Source organism: Candidatus Acetatifactor stercoripullorum (genome assembly GCF_944382095.1).
GTDB classification, from domain to species: Bacteria; Bacillota; Clostridia; order Lachnospirales; family Lachnospiraceae; genus Acetatifactor; species Acetatifactor stercoripullorum.
The window spans coordinates 1-4,923 of sequence record NZ_CALWMU010000074.1; the positions used below are offsets into that span (position 1 = coordinate 1).

Here is a 4,923-nt window from a genome sequence, read left to right on the forward strand (position 1 = left end):
TGGCATTTTTTGAAAGTTGTGGATAACAGGATACGGCAGATTTGCCTGGTGGAGATAATTCTGCGGAAACTCAAGTAAATAAGGTATTGACAAATAAAGGCACCTCATGCTATGATACTATGGTATGCCGCATAACAAGGTAGAAGTATGTTCCCTGGATGGAGCATCACCAAAGTTAGCGAGTAAATGAACAAAGTTTCGACGTAGTTCATGAATAGGAGGTGCCTTAATTATGTACGCAATTATTGCAACAGGTGGAAAACAGTACAAGGTTTCCGAGGGAGATGTAATCAGAGTGGAAAAGCTTGATGCAGAAGCCGGAAACACCGTTACTTTTGACCAAGTGATCGCAGTAAGTGACGACACCCTGAAGGTGGGCGCTGACGTTGCCAATGCAACCGTTTCAGCAACCGTTATGGAGCAGGGAAGAGGTAAGAAGGTTATTGTATACAAATACAAGAGAAAAACCGGCTACCACAAGAAAAACGGTCATAGACAAGCATACACTCAGGTTAAAATTGACAAAATCAATGCGTAAGCGTTATGACTACGATTGTGATCCGCAAGGACAAAAATGACAGTTACAGAGGTTTTCTCTGTATGGGACATGCACAGTACGCCAAAAAGCATTTTTTCAGGGCAGAGCCGGATATTCTCTGCGCAGCTATATCCATGATGGTGATCAGCACCATCAATTCTCTTGAGGAGCTGGCCGGAGAAAAGCTTACTGTGACATCCAATGAGGAAACAGGCTTTATCCGGTGTGATTTTGAGGGCGTTTTGCAGGAAAAATCAGCTTTTCTCATGGATTCCATGGTTTTTTCCCTGGAAAATCTGAGTAAAAAGTATGGCGGACAGTATTTACAGATTAGATTCGAGGAGGTGTAGACCATGTTTAATTTGAACCTTCAATTTTTTGCACATAAAAAGGGAGTTGGTTCTACCAAGAACGGCAGAGACTCCGAGGCGAAGAGATTAGGTGCGAAGAGAGCTGACGGACAATTCGTAAAAGCAGGAAACATTTTGTACAGACAGCGTGGAACCAAGATTCATCCTGGTGTAAACGTTGGCAAGGGCGGAGACGATACATTGTTTGCATTGGTTGACGGCATTCTCAGATTTGAGAGAAAGGGCCGTGACAAGAAACAGGCTTCCGTATATCCTGTGGAGAAATAATACGAGTTTAGGCAGGACTTCAAACATAATGCTTGTTTGAAGTCCTTTTTGCAACGTAAGGATGTCATGCAGAGGGCGGCATCCGTTGTTTAAGGCCAGGAAAGGAGGGCATCATCAATGTTTGCAGACAGGGCCAAAATCTATGTGAGCAGCGGCAAGGGCGGCGATGGCCATGTTTCCTTCAGACGTGAGAAATATGTTCCCAACGGCGGTCCCGACGGCGGCGACGGGGGACACGGCGGCGATGTGATTTTTGCGGTAGATGAAGGATTGAACACGCTGATAGATTTCCGGCATATCCGCAAGTACAAGGCTGAGGATGGACAGGCGGGAGATAAGAGAAACTGCCGGGGCAAGGACGGTCAGGATATCGTCATAAAAGTTCCTGAAGGAACGGTCATCAAGGAAGCGGAAACCGGAAAGGTGATCGTTGATATGTCAGGAAAAAACAAACGAGTGGTTCTTTTAAAGGGCGGCAGAGGCGGCAACGGCAATCAACACTATGCCACCAGCACCATGCAGGCGCCAAAGTATGCACAGCCCGGACAGCCTGCTCAGGAGCTTACGCTTTTGCTGGAGCTGAAGGTGATTGCCGATGTGGGTTTGGTCGGATTTCCCAATGTGGGAAAATCTACCTTTTTGTCAAGAGTGACAAACGCAAAACCGAAAATTGCCAATTATCATTTTACTACCTTAAATCCGAATCTGGGAGTTGTGGATCTGGAGGGAACAAAGGGATTTGTCATTGCCGATATTCCGGGGCTGATTGAGGGTGCTTCCGAGGGCGTGGGCCTGGGCCATGAATTTTTAAGGCATATTGAACGTACCAAGGTGATTATTCATATGGTAGACGCCGCGGGGACAGAGGGAAGAGACCCCATTGCAGATATTTATGCCATTAATAAGGAGCTGGAGGCCTATAATCCCGAGCTTGCAAAAAGGCCGCAGGTGATCGCAGCCAATAAGATAGACGCTGTCTATACTGGCCCTGGCCAGGAAAATCCCGTGGAGGCCATCCGGGCAGAATTTGAGCCAAAGGGAACAGCAGTTTTTCCTATTTCTGCCGTTGCCGGAGAGGGTGTGAAGGAGCTTCTGTATCATGTGGAAAATATGCTGGAAAGCATTGGTGAGAAACCAACTGTCTTTGAGCAGGAGTATTTCCCGGAGAGAAAGGCAGGTTATTCCGAGGAGCCGTACACGGTAAGCTATGATGAAAAGGCTGACGAGTACGTGGTGGAGGGACCCAGAATCGAAAAAATGCTGGGGTACACCAATCTGGAAAGTGAAAAGGGCTTTACCTTTTTCCAGAATTTCCTGAAGGACAATGGAATTCTGGAACAGCTGGAAGCTCTTGGCATTGAGGAGGGCGATACGGTTCGGATGTATGGGCTTTCCTTTGATTATTATAAGTAGGAGGAATTTATGACCAGTAAGCAGAGAGCATATTTAAAGGGGCTTGCCAGTACATTGAATCCTGTATTTCAGATCGGAAAATACGGGTTGACTGCAGAAGTCACAGAGGCGGTGCAGGAGGCTTTTAACAACCATGAGCTGATTAAGCTGGGCGTTTTAAAAAACTGTGTTGAGGATCCCAATGAAATTGCGGAAATGCTGTCTGAAAGGACGCATTCTCAAGTGGTTCAAGTGATTGGAAAGCGGATTGTCCTTTATAAGCCGGACAAGGATAAGCCAAAGATTCAGCTTCCCAGGTGACGGACATGAAAAGAATCGGCGTCATGGGAGGTACCTTCAATCCCATCCATATAGGACATTTAATGCTGGCAGAATGTGCCCGGGATGAATTTTCACTGGATCAGATATGGCTGATACCTACGGCCTGTTCCTACATGAAAAAGCAGGAGGATATTCTTGCGCCAAAGGAACGCTATCATATGGCGGAGCTGGCGGTCTCTGACAACGAAAAAATGCGTTGTCTGGACTTGGAAATCCGGCGGGGAGGATATACCTACAGTTATGAGACCATGGAAGAGCTTGGAAAGAGCTTTCCGGAAACGGAATTTTTCTTTCTTGTGGGAGCCGACTGTCTTTTTTCTATGGAAAGCTGGAAATGCCCCCAGCGCCTTTTTCAAAGCTGCCAGATCATTGCAGCTGTGCGGGAGGATGCGGATATGGGAAAGATGGAGGCAAAAAAACAGGAGCTTTCAAAAGCGTTTGGAGCCCGTATTCATCTGTTTGCCTTCAGAAATATAGAGCTGTCCTCCACTGAAATCAGAGAGAGGATACGTTTCGGAAAAAGCATCCGTTATCTTGTTCCCGACCGGGTAATATCTTATATAGAGGAAAAAGGTTTTTATAAAAATGAAGGAAATTAATTTCAGAAAAATCAGAAAGGCCATGGAAAAAACCTTGGATGCCAGACGGTATGAGCACACTTTGGGAGTGGAATATACGGCGGCGGCCCTTGCCATGCGCTACGGGGAATCTATCCGCAATGCACAGCTGGCCGGACTGCTGCACGATTGTGCGAAATGCCTTACGGATGAAAAGAAGCTGTCCATTTGTGAGAAGCATAATATTGCGGTCAGCGAAATAGAAAAGAGAAATCCCTTTCTGCTTCACGCAAAGGCGGGCAGTTACCTTGCCATGAAGAAATACCATGTAAATGATGCGGATGTAATCAACGCTATTTTAAATCATACTACGGGAAGGCCCGGCATGAGCCTTTTGGAGAAAATTATCTTTACAGCGGATTATATTGAGCCTGGCAGGAATCAGGCCCCTAATTTGGATAAAATCCGCAGGATGGCATTTGAGGATCTGGATCGGGCGCTGGTTATGATACTGGAAGATACCCTTGCATATTTAAAGGATACGGGAGGGGAAATGGATCCCATGACAGAGAAAACATACGAATATTATTGTAATAAGATGGGAAACATTGTAAGTTGATATGCGCAGAAGACGCGCAGAAATGAGGTGAAGAATGGAGAATAAGAAATCAGCGGCAAGACTGGCCGTGGAGGCCCTGGAAGATAAAAAGGCTGAGGAAATCAGAGTGATTGATATCAGTGAGGTTTCTATTATTGCCGATTATTTTATTATTGCGGGGGGAAGCAACCGCAGCCAGATACAGGCGCTTTGTGACAATGTGGAGGAGAAACTGGGAAAAGCCGGTTTTTTGGTAAAGCAGGTGGAGGGGTATGACACCGCCAACTGGGTTTTGCTTGATTTTGGGGATGTGATTGTCCATATTTTTGACAAGGAAAACAGACTGCTTTATGATCTGGAGCATCTTTGGAGAGACGGAAAGACAGTGGATGCAGATTCCCTGTAGAGAGGGACATATGTACAAAAAGGAAGATGTCTTAAGGGACATCTTCCTCATTTTCTAAGAATCTGCGCCATCTCCCAGCTTCATATAGAAGGTGAGCAGATATAGGCCGCAGAGACCTACAATGACGTAAACAATACGGGACAGCCAGGACATATCGCCGAAGATAAATGCTACCAGATCAAAACGGAAAAGCCCGATTAATCCCCAGTTTACAGCACCGATAATTGCAATCGTAAGAGCAATGCCATCTAAGAATTTATTTCCCATTCTAGTTAACCTCCATTGATTCGTTCAAGATTATTTTTTCCTTTGTGATTATATTTATACAGGATGAAATATAGTTTTTTGACAGTTCTGAAAGGAAAAAAATAATTTGCACAAAAAATCCTGAAAACAAGCCCTTTTGCGGAAAAAGATGATAAAATATAAAAAAATTTTTTCGCAAAGGAGAA

General features: G+C 45.2%; 9 protein-coding genes. 8 read left to right on the forward strand and 1 reads right to left on the reverse strand.

Features of this window, described 5'->3' with window-relative positions; translation table 11 throughout:
* The first annotated feature begins 232 nt into the window (after window positions 1-232).
* The 8 genes from rplU to rsfS all read left to right on the forward strand — a co-directional run bounded on the left by rplU (window position 233) and on the right by rsfS (window position 4,471).
* Window positions 233-538, forward strand: a complete 306-nt coding sequence (rplU, locus tag SHK35_RS13985) for a 50S ribosomal protein L21 (protein ID WP_318704312.1) — start codon at window positions 233-235, stop codon at window positions 536-538.
* Window positions 539-543: 5 nt separating this feature from the next.
* On the forward strand, window positions 544-888 hold the full coding sequence (locus tag SHK35_RS13990) for a ribosomal-processing cysteine protease Prp (protein WP_318704311.1): 345 nt from the start codon (window positions 544-546) through the stop codon (window positions 886-888).
* Between the two features lie 3 nt (window positions 889-891).
* Window positions 892-1,176: a 50S ribosomal protein L27 gene (gene rpmA / locus SHK35_RS13995; RefSeq protein WP_318704310.1), complete on the forward strand. Its 285-nt coding sequence runs from the start codon at window positions 892-894 to the stop codon at window positions 1,174-1,176.
* 117 nt (window positions 1,177-1,293) lie between these two features.
* Window positions 1,294-2,589, forward strand: coding sequence for a GTPase ObgE (gene obgE, locus SHK35_RS14000; protein WP_318710239.1), 1,296 nt, complete (start codon window positions 1,294-1,296; stop codon window positions 2,587-2,589).
* A 9-nt stretch (window positions 2,590-2,598) separates the two neighbouring features.
* Window positions 2,599-2,889 carry a ribosome assembly RNA-binding protein YhbY gene (gene yhbY, locus SHK35_RS14005; RefSeq protein ID WP_318704308.1) on the forward strand — a complete coding sequence of 97 codons (291 nt, stop codon included), beginning with the start codon at window positions 2,599-2,601 and terminating at the stop codon, window positions 2,887-2,889.
* Window positions 2,890-2,894: 5 nt separating this feature from the next.
* Window positions 2,895-3,509, forward strand: a complete 615-nt coding sequence (gene nadD / locus SHK35_RS14010; RefSeq protein ID WP_318710240.1) for a nicotinate-nucleotide adenylyltransferase — start codon at window positions 2,895-2,897, stop codon at window positions 3,507-3,509.
* Complete coding sequence (gene yqeK / locus SHK35_RS14015; protein WP_318710241.1) at window positions 3,496-4,086, forward strand: bis(5'-nucleosyl)-tetraphosphatase (symmetrical) YqeK; 591 nt, start codon at window positions 3,496-3,498, stop codon at window positions 4,084-4,086. Before nadD ends, yqeK begins: the two co-directional genes overlap by 14 nt.
* A gap of 34 nt (window positions 4,087-4,120) precedes the next feature.
* On the forward strand, window positions 4,121-4,471 hold the full coding sequence (gene rsfS, locus SHK35_RS14020) for a ribosome silencing factor (protein WP_318704305.1): 351 nt from the start codon (window positions 4,121-4,123) through the stop codon (window positions 4,469-4,471).
* Window positions 4,472-4,525: 54 nt separating this feature from the next.
* Here rsfS and SHK35_RS14025 read toward each other — a convergent pair whose 3' ends face one another.
* Window positions 4,526-4,738 carry a DUF378 domain-containing protein gene (locus tag SHK35_RS14025; protein WP_318704304.1) on the reverse strand — a complete coding sequence of 71 codons (213 nt, stop codon included), beginning with the start codon at window positions 4,736-4,738 and terminating at the stop codon, window positions 4,526-4,528.
* Window positions 4,739-4,923: the final 185 nt, after the last annotated feature.